The sequence below is a fragment of the Enterobacter sp. UPMP2060 genome (genome assembly GCF_053709655.1).
The window spans coordinates 749709-763875 of the sequence record NZ_JBSKJQ010000001.1 but is presented as its reverse complement, the minus strand read 5'-3'; the positions used below and the strand labels follow the sequence as shown (position 1 = coordinate 763875).

General features: G+C 54.9%; 15 protein-coding genes. 10 read left to right on the top strand and 5 right to left on the bottom strand.

Annotated elements, in window-relative coordinates; all coding sequences use genetic code 11:
• Positions 1–136 precede the first annotated feature (136 nt).
• The 5 genes from eptA (at position 137) to rnt (ending at position 4808) form a co-directional block, all read left to right on the top strand.
• Positions 137–1762, top strand: a complete 1626-nt coding sequence (gene eptA, locus ACWKXN_RS03780) for a phosphoethanolamine transferase EptA (RefSeq protein ID WP_454543321.1) — start codon at positions 137–139, stop codon at positions 1760–1762.
• 41 nt (positions 1763–1803) lie between these two features.
• Positions 1804–2403 carry a TetR/AcrR family transcriptional regulator gene (locus ACWKXN_RS03775; protein WP_048977453.1) on the top strand — a complete coding sequence of 200 codons (600 nt, stop codon included), beginning with the start codon at positions 1804–1806 and terminating at the stop codon, positions 2401–2403.
• 53 nt (positions 2404–2456) lie between these two features.
• Positions 2457–3554: an alkene reductase gene (nemA, locus tag ACWKXN_RS03770; protein ID WP_039262333.1), complete on the top strand. Its 1098-nt coding sequence runs from the start codon at positions 2457–2459 to the stop codon at positions 3552–3554.
• 100 nt (positions 3555–3654) lie between these two features.
• Complete coding sequence (gene gloA / locus ACWKXN_RS03765) at positions 3655–4062, top strand: lactoylglutathione lyase (RefSeq protein ID WP_013096923.1); 408 nt, start codon at positions 3655–3657, stop codon at positions 4060–4062.
• Between the two features lie 95 nt (positions 4063–4157).
• A complete protein-coding gene (gene rnt / locus ACWKXN_RS03760; protein ID WP_023311355.1) occupies positions 4158–4808 on the top strand; it encodes a ribonuclease T in 651 nt (216 codons plus the stop codon).
• 44 nt (positions 4809–4852) lie between these two features.
• Here rnt and grxD read toward each other — a convergent pair whose 3' ends face one another.
• Positions 4853–5200 (bottom strand): monothiol glutaredoxin 4, encoded by a 348-nt coding sequence (gene grxD / locus ACWKXN_RS03755; RefSeq protein WP_003832760.1) that lies wholly within the window; start codon positions 5198–5200, stop codon positions 4853–4855.
• Positions 5201–5538: 338 nt separating this feature from the next.
• On the opposite strand from grxD, the gene ACWKXN_RS03750 reads away from it, so the two are divergent.
• Positions 5539–6312: a C40 family peptidase gene (locus tag ACWKXN_RS03750; RefSeq protein WP_023311354.1), complete on the top strand. Its 774-nt coding sequence runs from the start codon at positions 5539–5541 to the stop codon at positions 6310–6312.
• Positions 6313–6434: 122 nt separating this feature from the next.
• On the top strand, positions 6435–7016 hold the full coding sequence (gene sodB / locus ACWKXN_RS03745; RefSeq protein ID WP_029739795.1) for a superoxide dismutase [Fe]: 582 nt from the start codon (positions 6435–6437) through the stop codon (positions 7014–7016).
• Between the two features lie 38 nt (positions 7017–7054).
• On the opposite strand, the gene ACWKXN_RS03740 is transcribed toward sodB, so the two are convergent.
• Together ACWKXN_RS03740 and cydH are read right to left on the bottom strand one after the other, a co-directional pair.
• Positions 7055–8221 (bottom strand): MFS transporter, encoded by a 1167-nt coding sequence (locus ACWKXN_RS03740; protein ID WP_213787983.1) that lies wholly within the window; start codon positions 8219–8221, stop codon positions 7055–7057.
• A gap of 163 nt (positions 8222–8384) precedes the next feature.
• Positions 8385–8474: a cytochrome bd-I oxidase subunit CydH gene (gene cydH, locus ACWKXN_RS03735; protein ID WP_014883553.1), complete on the bottom strand. Its 90-nt coding sequence runs from the start codon at positions 8472–8474 to the stop codon at positions 8385–8387.
• Between the two features lie 297 nt (positions 8475–8771).
• Here cydH and purR point away from each other — a divergent pair, with 297 nt between their 5' ends.
• Entirely contained in the window at positions 8772–9797 is a 1026-nt protein-coding gene (gene purR, locus ACWKXN_RS03730) for an HTH-type transcriptional repressor PurR (protein ID WP_023335431.1), read from the top strand.
• Positions 9798–9814: 17 nt separating this feature from the next.
• Here the strand turns inward: purR and punR are convergent, their stop codons facing one another.
• Positions 9815–10726, bottom strand: a complete 912-nt coding sequence (punR, locus tag ACWKXN_RS03725; RefSeq protein ID WP_023311350.1) for a DNA-binding transcriptional activator PunR — start codon at positions 10724–10726, stop codon at positions 9815–9817.
• A 114-nt stretch (positions 10727–10840) separates the two neighbouring features.
• On the opposite strand from punR, the gene punC reads away from it, so the two are divergent.
• Complete coding sequence (gene punC / locus ACWKXN_RS03720) at positions 10841–12040, top strand: purine nucleoside transporter PunC (protein ID WP_048979492.1); 1200 nt, start codon at positions 10841–10843, stop codon at positions 12038–12040.
• A 298-nt stretch (positions 12041–12338) separates the two neighbouring features.
• Complete coding sequence (cfa, locus tag ACWKXN_RS03715; RefSeq protein ID WP_454543320.1) at positions 12339–13487, top strand: cyclopropane fatty acyl phospholipid synthase; 1149 nt, start codon at positions 12339–12341, stop codon at positions 13485–13487.
• A 31-nt stretch (positions 13488–13518) separates the two neighbouring features.
• Here the strand turns inward: cfa and ACWKXN_RS03710 are convergent, their stop codons facing one another.
• Positions 13519–14163 (bottom strand): riboflavin synthase subunit alpha, encoded by a 645-nt coding sequence (locus ACWKXN_RS03710; protein ID WP_048977446.1) that lies wholly within the window; start codon positions 14161–14163, stop codon positions 13519–13521.
• Positions 14164–14167 lie beyond the last annotated feature (4 nt).

Below are 14167 nucleotides of genomic sequence, written 5' to 3'. Positions count from 1 at the left end.
ATAGCTACTCTCACCTACAGTGAAGACGTTAATCGCGCCGCGTGCAAGGCCGTATCACAGATTTGTGGCATTAAGGTTTCACTAATCTTCCCTCTCTATACTCGGCCCATCATGACAATAACGGGTTTACCGATCGATGTGGTTAATCAGAAAGTTACAATGTAACGACATTAAATTTACTCTGGGCTGTGCACTCTTTTTTACTCTGCTGAACGGGCTGTTTATCCAGCGCAGCTGGGCCATTATCGGCCCAGTGCATCTGCACGACTTCCTCTTTGCCGCCTCCGTCCCGCTGGTGCTGTTTTGCGGCTGGGTGATTGTCTTTAGCCTGCTTAATATCCCGTATCTCCGCAAACCGCTGCTGATTGTACTGACGATCGGATGCGCCGCGGCGACCTATTTCATGTATATCTACGGCGCGGTGATCGATCAGAACATGATTGTGAACGTGTTCGAAACCAACTCTCAGGAAGCGACCGCCCTGGTGACCCCACAGATGATTCTGTGGATTGTCATAGCCGGCCTCGTGCCTTCCGTGGTGCTGGCGTTGACCCGGATTCGTACCGGAAAATGGTGGTATGCGCTGCTGACGCGCGTTGCCGCGATGCTCGGCGCCCTGCTGGTGATTATCCTGATTGCCGCGCTGTTTTATAAAGATTACGCGTCGCTGTTCCGCAATAACAAAAGCATCGTCAAAATGGTCACCCCGGCGAACTATGTCAGCGCCGTGGTGAAGTACAGCAAGATGCGCTGGTTTGCCGGCGATCAAACGCTGGTGCGCATTGGTGAAGATGCCCACAAAGGGTCACTGATTACCGGTCAACAAAAGAAAACCGTTCTGGTGCTTGTCGTCGGCGAAGCCTCTCGCGCGGCAAACTACTCCCTGAACGGTTACGAACGCGAAACCAACCCGGAGCTGAAAAAGCAGGACGTGATTAACTTCCCGCAGGCCTCCTCATGTGGTACCGAAACCGCGGTTTCCGTTCCGTGCATGTTCTCCGGCATGACGCGCAGCAAATACGATGCCGACCTGGCTCACCATCGCGAGGGACTGCTCGACGTGCTTAAGCATGCGGGTATCAACCTGCTGTGGCGCGACAACGACGGCGGCTGTAAAGGTGCCTGCGATCGCGTGCCCCATACCGACATGACGCAGTGGCAGCTGGATCAGTTCTGCAAAGACAAATCCTGTATTGACGATGTGAACTTTTATCGTCTGGACAACGTGCTGGATGGCGTGAAGCAAGATACGGTGCTGGTTATCCACCTGATGGGGAGCCACGGTCCGGCATACTATCGCCGTTACCCGGACAACTTCCGTAAATTCACCCCAACCTGCGACACTAATGAAATTCAGGATTGCGACCATCAGGCGCTGATCAATACCTATGACAACACTATCCTCTATACCGACAGCATGGTCAGTAAAACCATTGATGCGCTGAAAGCGCGCCAGTCGAGCATGAACACCGCGCTGATTTATCTCTCAGATCACGGTGAATCGCTGGGCGAAAGCGGTATTTATCTGCACGGAACGCCGTACATGCTGGCGCCGGAGCAGCAAACGCATATTCCGTTTATGTTCTGGCTGTCACCGGATTACGCGAAAAACTTTGGCGTCAACGAACAGTGTTTGCGCGACAATGCAGCAAAAAATGCGGTTTCCCAGGACAATTTATTCTCAACCGTATTGGGTATGATGGACGTGAAATCAACGGTTTATCAACCGCAGCTGGATATACTGAGCGCATGTCGTCAGTAAACTCGCTTGCATTAGACCGAACGGTCTATTAGAGTGCGGCCATGAGCAGAAATACTGAACACGATACCCGCGAACATTTACTGGCAACCGGCGAGCGACTTTGCATGCATCGCGGGTTTACCGGTATGGGGTTGAGCGAGCTATTAAAAACCGCTGAGGTACCGAAGGGGTCGTTTTATCACTACTTCCGGTCCAAAGAGGCTTTTGGCGTAGCGATGCTGGAGCGTCATTATGCTGGCTACCACCAGCGTCTGGCGACCCACTTTGCGTCGGGTGAAGGTAACTACCGGGATCGTGTTCTGAACTACTATCAGGAAACGCTGAACCAGTTCTGTCAGCAGGGCATTATCAGCGGATGCCTGACCGTTAAGCTGTCTGCAGAAGTGTGCGATCTTTCTGAAGATATGCGCACGGCGATGGATAAAGGTGCCCGCGGCGTTATCGCCCTGCTGGCCCAGGCGCTGGAGAAAGGCCGCGATGAAAAAACGCTGGCCTTTTCCGGCGAGCCGTTAACCCAGGCGCAGGTGTTATATGCTCTCTGGCTAGGCGCTAACCTGCAGGCAAAAATTTCGCGCAGTGCCGTGCCGCTGGAAAGCGCGCTGGCACATGTGAAAAACAGCATTACTGCGCCTGGCGTATAGCAGGCGTTTTTATTTACCCAACTACTAGTCGACTGGTCTACTCAGGAGTCTTTATGTCAGCTGAAAAATTATTTACCCCCTTAAAAGTGGGTGCCGTCACTGCGCCAAACCGCGTGTTTATGGCTCCGCTTACCCGCCTGCGCAGCATTGAGCCGGGCGACATCCCAACCCCACTGATGGGTGAATACTATCGTCAGCGCGCAAGCTCTGGCCTGATCATCACGGAAGCCACGCAGATTTCCGCTCAGGCTAAAGGGTATGCGGGTGCGCCGGGTCTTCACAGCCCGGAGCAGATCGCCGCATGGCAGAAAATCACCGCGGGCGTTCACGCTGAAGAGGGTCGCATTGCGGTCCAGCTGTGGCATACCGGTCGTATCTCTCACAGCAGCATTCAGCCTGGCGGCCAGGCTCCGGTCTCCGCTTCGGCCCTGAGTGCAAATACCCGTACGTCCCTGCGTGATGAAAACGGCAATGCGATCCGCGTGGATACCTCTATGCCGCGCGCGCTTGAGCTGGATGAAATTCCGGGTATCGTGAACGACTTCCGCCAGGCCGTGGCCAACGCTCGTGAAGCCGGTTTTGACCTGATTGAGCTGCACTCCGCGCACGGCTACCTGCTGCACCAGTTCCTGTCACCGTCTTCTAACCACCGCACCGACCAGTACGGCGGCAGCGTCGAAAACCGAGCTCGCCTGGTGCTGGAAGTGGTTGACGCCGTATGCCAGGAGTGGAGCTCGGATCGTATAGGGATCCGCGTCTCCCCAATCGGTTCTTTCCAGAACGTCGACAACGGTCCGAACGAAGAAGCCGATGCCCTGTACCTGATCGAAGAACTGGCTAAGCGCGGCATCGCCTATCTGCACATGTCAGAGCCGGACTGGGCTGGCGGTAAGCCTTACACGGACGCTTTCCGTCAGAAAGTGCGCGAGCGTTTCCACGGGGTGATCATCGGTGCGGGGGCTTATACCCCGGAGAAAGCCGAAGACCTGATCGGCAAAGGGCTGATCGATGCCGTCGCGTTTGGCCGCGACTACATCGCCAACCCGGATCTGGTAGCCCGCCTGCAGAAAAAAGCGGCCCTGAACCCGCAGCGCCCGGAAAGCTTCTACGGCGGCGGCGCGGAAGGCTACACCGACTACCCTTCTCTGTAATCTCGCCATTGTTCATTGATAGCGGCGATACTTCGCCGCTATACTAAAACATCGTTTCTGTTCAAAAAGACAGTCTATTCCATTGGTTAATGAGGAAATTATGCGCCTACTTCACACCATGCTGCGCGTTGGCGATCTGCAACGTTCCATTGATTTCTACACTAACGTCCTGGGCATGAAGCTGCTGCGCACCAGCGAAAACCCGGAATACAAATACTCGCTGGCGTTCGTGGGTTACGGCCCGGAAACGGATGAAGCGGTGATCGAGCTGACCTACAACTGGGGCGTAGACAGCTATGAGCTGGGTACCGCCTACGGCCACATCGCGCTGGAAGTGGACAACGCGGCCGAAGCGTGTGAACGCATTCGCAGCAACGGCGGTAACGTTACGCGCGAAGCGGGTCCGGTAAAAGGTGGCACCACCGTGATTGCGTTCGTGGAAGATCCCGACGGTTACAAAATCGAACTGATTGAAGCCAAAGACGCGGGTCGCGGTCTGGGCAACTGATCCCTCAGGGCGCAACATGCGCCCGTAGTTTTACTGCATCACCCTGCAAAATTTGCCATAATGCGCTCTGCTTTTTCCCCTTGTAAGAGACCCTGATGTCCGATAACGCTCAATTTAGCGGTCTGTGCGACCGTTTTCGTGGTTTTTATCCCGTTGTCATTGATGTAGAAACAGCCGGATTTAACGCTAAAACCGATGCGCTGCTCGAAATTGCCGCCATCACGCTGAAGATGGATGAACAGGGCTGGCTTACACCGGACACCACGCTGCATTTCCATGTTGAACCTTTCGAAGGGGCAAACTTACAGCCGGAAGCGCTGGCATTTAACGGTATCGACCCGCACAACCCGCTGCGTGGCGCAGTCAGTGAATATGATGCGCTGCACGCCATTTTTAAAATGGTGCGTAAAGGCATGAAAGAGAGTAACTGCAGCCGCGCCATCATGGTGGCCCATAACGCCACCTTCGATCACAGCTTTACCATGGCCGCCGCGGAGCGCGCCGCGCTCAAACGCAACCCCTTCCATCCTTTTGTGACCTTCGACACCGCCGCGCTGAGCGGCCTGGCTCTGGGACAAACGGTGTTATCAAAGGCCTGTATTACGGCCGGCATCCCGTTCGACGGCACGCAGGCGCACTCCGCTTTATACGACACGGAGCGCACCGCAGAGCTGTTCTGTGAGATCGTTAACCGCTGGAAGCGTCTTGGCGGCTGGCCGCTGCCGATGGGCGACAGCGAAGAATAAAAAAAAGCGACCTTATCAGGTCGCTTTTTTATTTGCGCAGAAAATTACTCTGCGTCCGGCTCTTCAGTTTTGTACTTCGCCGCCGTCTCTTTGATCAGCTGCTGCAGTTCGCCGCGCTGATACATTTCAATCAGGATATCGCAGCCGCCAACCAGCTCACCGTCTACCCACAGCTGTGGGAAAGTCGGCCAGTTAGCGTACTTAGGCAGCTCAGCGCGGATGTCCGGGTTCTGCAGGATATCAACGTAAGCAAAACGCTCACCACAGGCTGACAGCGCCTGAACCGCTTGTGCGGAGAAGCCGCAGCTTGGCAGCTTCGGAGAACCTTTCATATACAGCAGAATTGGGTTTTCAGCGATCTGGCGCTGGATTTTTTCAATAGTGGTGCTCATGTCTTGCTTCCTTTAACTTCTGTTACGGCATTCGTCTGACATTGTAGCGGTTCAGACTGGCATCGGAAAATAACATTTTTGTCACGTTTATACATTCTACCCCGAGTCACGAAAAGTTGCATTGCAAATGGTGTTTACCCCTGCGGCGGTCAGGGTTTTGCTTAGGGAGTGGGCAAATGTGCGACAGAACGATGAATTTTTTTGCACTTGCTAACGAAACACGATTGTAGATTGAAAAATGCTATTAACTTTCTGGGTTTTTATAGATTAGAATCGACGGGCTTTGTAAATCACACGCGGGTATTATTGATGACCTGCATTTATCAGGGGACTGCCCAGTGGCGCGGATAAATAAAATCTCGATCACGCTCTGTGCTTTACTGTTTACTTCACTCACTTTCACGCCAGTGGCAAACGCCTCTCAGCAGGCGCGGCATTCTGCTGTACAAAAAAACCATCTTGTGAAAGCCACAGAACGTAAGAAAAAAACCACCGCTAAGAACGACAAGAAAAAAACACCGGCTCAGACGAAACAGACCGCTTCCAGCAAGACGAAAACAAAACCTTCCCGCACTGCCCACTCCGCCAAAAGTAAAGCTTCGCAAACCGCCGCTAACCTCGTTACTGAAAAATGCATCACGCGTAAAGGCCACAAGGCGAAATGCACGAAGGTCACGAAAATAGCGGAAGTGCATAAAGTGCGCGTACAAAAAGCGCAGAAAACCGCGATGAACAAACTGATGGGGCAGATTGGCAAACCTTATCACTGGGGTGGCAGCTCGCCGCGTACCGGCTTTGACTGCAGCGGCCTCGTCTATTACGCCTATAAAGATCTGGTCAAATTCCGCATTCCTCGTACCGCCAATGAGATGTACCACCTGCGCGATGCCTCACCGGTTGACCGCGGTGAGCTGGAAAACGGCGATCTGGTGTTCTTCCGCACCCAGGGTCGCGGCACGGCTGACCACGTCGGCGTGTATGTCGGCAACGGGAAATTCATCCAGTCTCCCCGTAGCGGCCAGGATATTCAGATCACTTCTCTCAGTGAAGACTACTGGGTACGTCACTACGTCGGCGCGCGTCGCGTGATGACGCCAAAAACCATTCGCTAACTCCTGCCCTGCCGCATCCGTGGCAGGGTAAGTTCCTCTTTTGCATACCCTTTCAATTTGCTATCCTGTCCATGTTGTCTGTGTGGTTATTGGCAACACAAAATACAATAAGGAGAGAAGCAATGTCGTTCGAATTACCTGCACTACCGTATGCAAAAGACGCCCTGGCACCGCACATTTCTGCGGAAACCCTGGAATATCACTACGGCAAGCATCACCAGACGTACGTCACCAACCTGAACAATCTGATCAAAGGCACCGATTTTGAAGGCAAAACGCTGGAAGAGATCGTCCGCAGCTCAGAGGGTGGCGTATTTAACAACGCCGCTCAGGTGTGGAACCACACCTTCTACTGGCACTGCCTGGCACCGAATGCCGGCGGTGAACCTGTCGGTGAACTGGCTACCGCTATCAATGCCGCATTTGGCAGCTTCGCGGATTTCAAAGCGAAATTTACCGATGCAGCCATCAAGAACTTCGGCTCTGGCTGGACGTGGCTGGTTAAAGAGGCGGATGGCAAACTGGCTATCGTGTCCACCTCTAATGCGGGTACCCCGCTGACCACCAGCGCGAAGCCGCTGATGACCGTGGACGTGTGGGAACACGCTTACTACATTGACTACCGCAACGCGCGTCCGAATTACCTGGAGCACTTCTGGGCACTGGTTAACTGGGACTTTGTCGCGAAGAACTTCGCCGCGTAAGAGACACGCAGAAGGGTTCGCCCTTCTGCGTTTTTGGTTTACTCCGCAGCGCAGGCTGCTTCAGGCTGTTTACGACCCGACATCATCACCAGCAGCAGGCCGAGCGCGGCAATAATCGCCCCCATCACCGGCACAAAGCTGTACCCCAGACCACCTGAAATCACGGCCCCACCGGCAGCGGCGCCCAGGGCATTACCCAGGTTAAACGCACCGATATTCACGGAAGATGAAAGTCCCGGCGCCTCGTGCGCCACACGCATCACGCGCATCTGCAGCGGCGGCACCACGGCGAAAGTGGCGGCTCCCCAGACGACCATCGCAACCGCGGCCCCAAACTCATTACGCGCCAGCCATGGAATGGCAACCATGATGACAATCAGCAGGGTTAAGAAGCCCTTCAGCGTCCCGCTCACGGAACGGTCGGCAAATTTCCCGCCGAGATAGTTGCCAATCGAGAAGCCCACGCCAATCAGCACCAGCATCGCGGTAACGAAGAGAGGCGTTGCGTGGGTGATATCGTGCAGTACCGGTGAAATATAGGTGTAGAGGGTAAACATCGCCCCTGCCCCCAGCACGGTGGTGAGCAGCGCGGAGAGCACCTGCGGGCGCATCAGCACCGCCAGCTCTTTACGCACTTCCGGACGTTCTCCGGCATTGCCTTTCGGCAGGGAGAAGAACAGCGCCACCATTGCAACCACGCCCAGCCCGGCCGTCGCCAGGAAAGACATACGCCAGCCGATCGCTTCTCCCAGCCAGGTTGCCGCAGGCACCCCGCCGATATTGGCAATCGTCAGCCCCATAAACATGGTTGCCACGGCGCTCGCCTGCTTGTGTTTTGGCACCACGCTGGCAGCCACGACCGACCCCAGCCCAAAGAACGCGCCGTGGTTAAGGCTGGTCAGAATGCGCGACAGCATCAATGTGGTGTAGTCCGGCGAAATGGCCGAAAGCACGTTGCCCAGGGTGAAAATCGCCATCAGGAAAATCAGCGCATTGCGGCGCGCGCGGTGCGAAAGAAGAAGGGTCATCAGCGGCGCCCCTACCATCACGCCGATAGCGTAGGCGCTGATTAACATCCCTGCCGCAGGGATAGAGACATCTACGCCCCGGGCAATAACAGGAAGTAACCCCATTGGGGAGAATTCAGTGGTGCCAATCCCAAAAGCGCCAATCGCCAGGGCCAGCAGGGGAAAATTGATTTTCATGCGTCAACTCCGGATGCCGTGTCATGTGGTGACACAGAACAAAGAAGCAGAAAGCATAACATCAATCACAAAAAATGAGAAGTTAACAAAATGGCAAAAGATTTTTGCCAGAGAAGTAACAATCCGGGGAGTCGGGAGGGAGAAGGCTCTCCCTCCGCGTAAATCAGTGCAGCGCAGCCGTCAGACCGGCCGCAACAATCAGAGCCAGCACAACAATGGTGGTGAACAGCGAAAACTTAAGATCGGAACTCATCAATTTTTCTCCTTTTAATCCCCACACGAAAAGTGAGCTTGCTCATTTTTGCACAGATTACGTCAAAAATCTTCCTGGATTTATACTGATAACCACTTTACCTCTTCCCCTTTTCATCAAGATAGGACAAAATTCCACGCTAAATTTATTAGCGTACCGGCCATTGACCCCCTCCTGACGTCCCGTGTCGTTTTCCCGGCGTGCCGCAATTCAAGATTGCGAGATAAGGGTGAGAGAAGGCAAACGTTTACCTTCAAGTTTTTCAGGAGCTTAGGATATGGTCTGGAGTGACATTTAATGGCAACAATTAAAGACGTAGCAAAACGCGCAAACGTTTCCACTACAACCGTATCACATGTAATTAACAAAACCCGCTTTGTGGCGGAAGAGACGCGCAACGCCGTCTGGGCAGCGATCAAAGAGCTGCACTATTCGCCAAGTGCGGTTGCGCGTAGCCTCAAGGTTAATCACACCAAGTCCATTGGATTGCTGGCGACCAGCAGTGAAGCGGCCTATTTTGCCGAGATCATTGAAGCGGTCGAAAAGAACTGCTTCCAGAAAGGCTATACCCTGATTCTGGGCAACGCGTGGAACAGCATTGAAAAACAGCGCGCCTACCTGTCGATGATGGCGCAAAAGCGCGTTGATGGCCTGCTGGTGATGTGTTCCGAGTACCCGGAATCCGTGTTGTCGATGCTGGAAGAGTATCGCCATATTCCGATGGTGGTGATGGATTGGGGCGAAGCGCGCGCAGACTTTACCGATTCCGTTATCGATAACGCCTTTGAAGGCGGCTATATGGCCGGTCGTTATCTGATCGAACGCGGTCACCGCGAGATTGGCGTGATCCCCGGTCCGCTGGAGCGCAACACCGGCGCGGGCCGTCTGGCCGGTTTTATGAAAGCGATGGAAGAAGCGTTGATCAACGTGCCGGAAAACTGGATTGTGCAGGGCGACTTTGAGCCGGAATCGGGCTACCGCGCGATGCAGCAGATCGTCTCCCAGCCGCACCGTCCGACCGCCGTGTTCTGCGGGGGCGACATCATGGCCATGGGCGCGCTCTGCGCTGCCGACGAGCTGGGCCTGCGCGTACCGCAGGATATTTCCGTGATCGGCTATGACAACGTGCGTAACGCGCGTTTCTTCACCCCGGCGCTGACCACCATTCACCAGCCGAAAGATTCGCTGGGCGAAACGGCCTTCAATATGCTGATGGACAGGATCGTCAACAAGCGCGAAGAGTCGCAGTCTATTGAAGTTCACCCGCGTCTTATCGAACGCCGTTCCGTTGCGGATGGTCCGTTCCGCGACTACCGTCGTTAATCGCTTTACGGGGCCAGCTATGCTGGCTCCCGTAACCATTCCCGGTTCAGCGTTTCGCTGTCTCCCAGATAATCCAGCAGCCAGGCCATCGCAGGCGAGACGTCATTTTGCTGCCAGGTGAGGCAGCAGGCCGCATCCGGGAACGGATTCTCCAGCGTCAGCTCAACCCACTCTCCGGTATCGATGCGCGGACGCGCGAAATGAACGGGCACCATCGCGACGCACAGCCCGGCGCTGAGGCACGTCGCCGACGATTCCCAGTCAGGGGCCACCACCCGCCGCTGGTTGTCCAGAAGCCAGGTGATACGCTTGGGCAATGAACGGGACGTATCCTCCAGCACCAGCGACGGCCAGTTGCGCAGCGTGTCATCGCTGAGCGGCCCTTCCATCGCCGCCAGCGGATGATCGCTTGCCACCACGCATTTCCAGCTCAGCATCCCCATATCGCGAAAAGCGTAACGTCCCCCGACCGGGATCGCCTGCGTGGCCCCAATCGCCATCTCTGCCCTGCCGTCCGCCAGCGCATCCCAGACGCCGTTAAACACCTCCTGCGAGACCCGCAGCTCGACGTCAGAAAAATGACGGTAGAAATCGACGATCATCTGCCGGGTGCGTTCCGGCTTAACGATATTATCCACCGCGATGGAAAGGTGTCCCCGCCAGCCGTTAGCGATCTGCTGACACTGTTCGCGGGTGATCTGCATTTTTTTGATAACAGAACGCCCTTCCTTCAAAAACCACGCGCCTGCGGGCGTTAATTCCACATCACGATGCCGCCGTTCAAACAGCGGAACCGCCAGCCACTCCTCCAGCTGGCGCACCGTGTAGCTGATTGCCGAAGGGACGCGGTGCAGCTCCTGCGCCGCACCGCTAAAGCTGCCGTTACGCGCAACAGCATCGACCACTTCAAGAGAATAATCTGACCACATTTTCTGCCTGCAAAATTTTTGAATGCACCAGCCAAATATTAGCGTTTCACAAGCAGCTTTGCACTCCCTACACTCAGCGCCAATGTATACCTGCCTCCTCAGGAGAATAAAATAATGCAACCCAGGAACGGTTTTTTAGTCTGGCTCGGCGGCTTAAGCGTGCTGGGCTTTTTGGCCACCGATATGTACCTGCCGGCGTTTGCCGCCATGCAGGAAGATTTACAAACGCCGGCTGCCGCCATCAGCGCCAGCCTGAGTTTATTCCTCGCCGGCTTTGCCTTCGCACAGCTGCTCTGGGGACCGCTCTCGGATCGCTTTGGTCGTAAACCGGTGCTGTTGCTGGGCCTGGCCATTTTTGCCGTGGGCTGCCTGGGAATGTTATGGGTTCGCGATGCCACCTGGCTGCTGGTGCTGCGTTTTATTCAGGCCGTGGGCGTCTGTGCCGCGGCCGTGACCTGGCAGGCGCTGGTCACCGACTATTACCCTGCTAACCGCACAAACCGTATCTTCGCCACCATTATGCCGCTGGTGGGCCTCTCACCTGCCCTCGCTCCCCTGCTGGGCAGCTGGATCCTCGCGCATTTCGACTGGCAGGCCATTTTCGCCACGCTGTTTGCCATTACCCTGGTCCTGATGCTGCCGGCGTTCGCCCTTAAGCCAGCGCATAAAAAAGAAGCGCATGCAGACGCGAAGCCGATTACCTTCACTTCCCTGCTCAGCGCCAAAGCGTATCGCGGGAATGTCCTGATCTATGCCGCCTGCTCGGCAAGCTTCTTCGCGTGGCTCACCGGCTCGCCGTTCATTCTGCACGATATGGGCTACAGCCCGGCAGCCATCGGCCTGAGCTATGTTCCGCAGACCATCGCGTTCCTGGTAGGCGGGTACGGCTGTCGCGCGGCGCTGCAAAAGTGGGAAGGTCAGCAGATGCTGCCGTGGCTGCTGGTGCTATATGCGCTGAGCGTTATCGGGACCTGGGCCGTTGGCTTTATTCCTGGCGCCGGTCTGGCCGAAATTTTGATCCCATTCTGCGTGATGGCCGTTGCGAACGGGGCGATTTACCCTATCGTTGTAGCCCAGGCGCTGCGTCCCTTCCCGCAGGCAACAGGCCGCGCCGCCGCGCTGCAGAATACCCTGCAGCTGGGGCTGTGCTTCCTGGCAAGCCTGGTTGTATCGGCGCTGATTGCCACGCCGCTCCTGACCACCACCAGCGTGATGCTGGTGACCGTTGCGCTGGCGGTGTTGGGCTATCGCATGCAGGCCTCCGCGCAGCGTGAGCAGGAAAAGAGTGCTCAGGTTGAAACGTCACATGCCTGATTGCGCCAGAAATCATGTTAATTTTCAGTGATTAGGTTGCTAAGAATTTTCTATTGAATCACCAAATTTTGAGGCCTATACTAAATTTGGTTCGATTAAATACGATAAATATTAATTGTTAACGGGAGCCGGAGTGCTCCCGTTTTACCATGGAAGGCATTTCGGCAAGGGTTATCTCCCTTCCTCTGTTCTACGTCGGATACTAGCCTCGCGGTATTTACCGTGAGATTTCTCACAAACCAAAAAAAGCGTCTACGCTGTTTTAAGGTTCTGATCACAGTAGGGTGATGGAGAAGCTATGAGTTCATCGTGTATAGAAGAAGTCAGCGTTCCGGACGATAACTGGTCCCGGATCGTCAGTGAACTGTTAGGTCGAGCAGGCATCACTATCAATGGATCATCGCCATCCGATCCTCAGGTTAAACATCCCGACTTTTTTAAACGCGTGCTGCGAGAGGGATCGTTAGGCCTGGGAGAAAGCTACATGGACGGCTGGTGGGAGTGCGAACGTCTGGATACCTTTTTCGCCAGCGTGCTGCGTGCCGGTCTTGAAAATCAACTCCCTCGCAATCTGAAAGACACCCTGCGCGTCGCCTCTGCCCGACTGTTCAATCTGCAAAGTAAAAAACGCGCATGGATCGTAGGCAAAGAGCACTACGATCTTGGCAACGACCTGTTCAGCCGTATGCTGGACCCTTTCATGCAGTACTCCTGCGCCTACTGGAAAGAGGCGTCGACGCTTGAAGAGGCCCAGCAGGCCAAGCTGCGTCTGATTAGCGAGAAGCTGCAGCTCCAGCCGGGTATGCGCGTGCTGGATATCGGCTGCGGCTGGGGCGGGCTGGCGTATTTTATGGCGAAACACTATGGCGTCAGCGTCGTCGGCGTCACGATTTCAGCGGAACAGCAAAAAATGGCGCGGGAACGCTGCCAGGGCCTCGATGTGGATATCCGACTGCAGGATTACCGTGACCTGAACGAACAGTTTGACCGGATCGTTTCCGTCGGCATGTTCGAGCACGTCGGGCCGAAAAACTACGCTACCTATTTTGAGGTGGTGGATCGGAATCTGAAACCGGACGGCATCTTCCTGCTGCACACCATCGGCTCTAAGCGAACCGACAATAACGTCGACCCGTGGATCAACAAATACATCTTTCCGAATGGCTGTTTACCGTCAGTCCGCCAGATTGCCAACGCCAGTGAACCCCATTTTGTAATGGAAGACTGGCACAACTTTGGCGCGGATTACGACACCACGTTGATGGCCTGGCATGCGCGTTTTCAGGAAACCTGGCCTGAGATTGCGGAAAACTATTCTGAACGATTCAGGCGGATGTTTAGCTATTATCTGAATGCCTGCGCGGGGGCGTTTCGCGCACGGGATATTCAGCTCTGGCAGGTGGTATTCAGCCGTGGGATTGAACACGGATTACGTGTCGCACGCTAAAAAAATAACCCCGGATGCCCGGGGTTATTTTTTATTCTTCTTCTGCGGTGGTCTTTATTATTGCCGCTTCTTTTGCTGCCAGCACGCGCTCAACCGTATCCACCACCGCCTGGGTTTGCGGATCGATTTCAATATTCACGCGATGCCCCAGTTTTTTGGCGCCCAGCGTGGTGCGCTGCAGCGTTTCAGGAATTAAATGCACGCAAAAACGCGTTGGCGTTACTTCACCCACCGTCAGGCTAATCCCGTCAATGCCAATAAATCCTTTATAGAGGATGTATTTCATTAATGAAGGATCCTGCATTTTAAACCAGATTTGACGGTTATTTTCCGAGGTCACGATTTTTGCCACTTCAGCGGTGGTCATGATGTGACCGGACATCAGGTGGCCGCCAATCTCATCGCTGAACTTTGCCGCCCGCTCAACGTTGACGGTATCTCCCACCGCCAGCTCGCCAAGGTTGGTGATGCGCAGCGTCTCTTTCATCAAATCAAAGCTAATCTGGTTGCCGTTAATTTCGGTAACGGTCAGGCAGCAGCCGTTATGAGCAATCGACGCGCCTGTTTCAATGCCCTCAAGCATATATTCCGGCAGCTCAACAACATGAGTACGGAAATTAGGTTTTTCATCAATGGACACCACTTTGGCGGTGCCCTGCACAATACCAGTAAACATGCTT